Source organism: Psychrobacter sp. TB55-MNA-CIBAN-0194 (genome assembly GCF_040309505.1).
In the GTDB taxonomy this organism is placed as follows: domain Bacteria; phylum Pseudomonadota; class Gammaproteobacteria; order Pseudomonadales; family Moraxellaceae; genus Psychrobacter; species Psychrobacter fozii.
Genome location: NZ_JBEOOW010000624.1, coordinates 1 through 247 on the forward strand (window position 1 = coordinate 1; position 247 = coordinate 247).

1 protein-coding gene is annotated in these 247 nt (G+C 48.2%); it reads left to right on the plus strand.

Features of this window, described 5'->3' with window-relative positions; translation table 11 throughout:
- The coding region (locus AAEY75_RS16510; protein WP_352260245.1) for an NTP transferase domain-containing protein at window positions 1–247 on the plus strand (247 nt) is incomplete at both ends.

Sequence of the window (247 nt, forward strand, 5' to 3'; positions counted from 1 at the left end):
GTATTGGCAAGTGGCCTCAGTCAGCGACTCGGTCAACCTAAGCAGCTACTCGTTAAAAATGGCGAGCCATTAATCGTGCGCATGATCCGATTAGCAGTAAGCACCAATCCGCAATCCATCGTCGTTGTAATTCCTGATAAGCATCCTGCAATTGCTAATGCAGTTACAGAGCTGGCTATGCAATATCCAACGGTTCAAGCGGTGCTAAATTCAAAACCTGACACCGGCATGGCGGACAGTTTGCGTT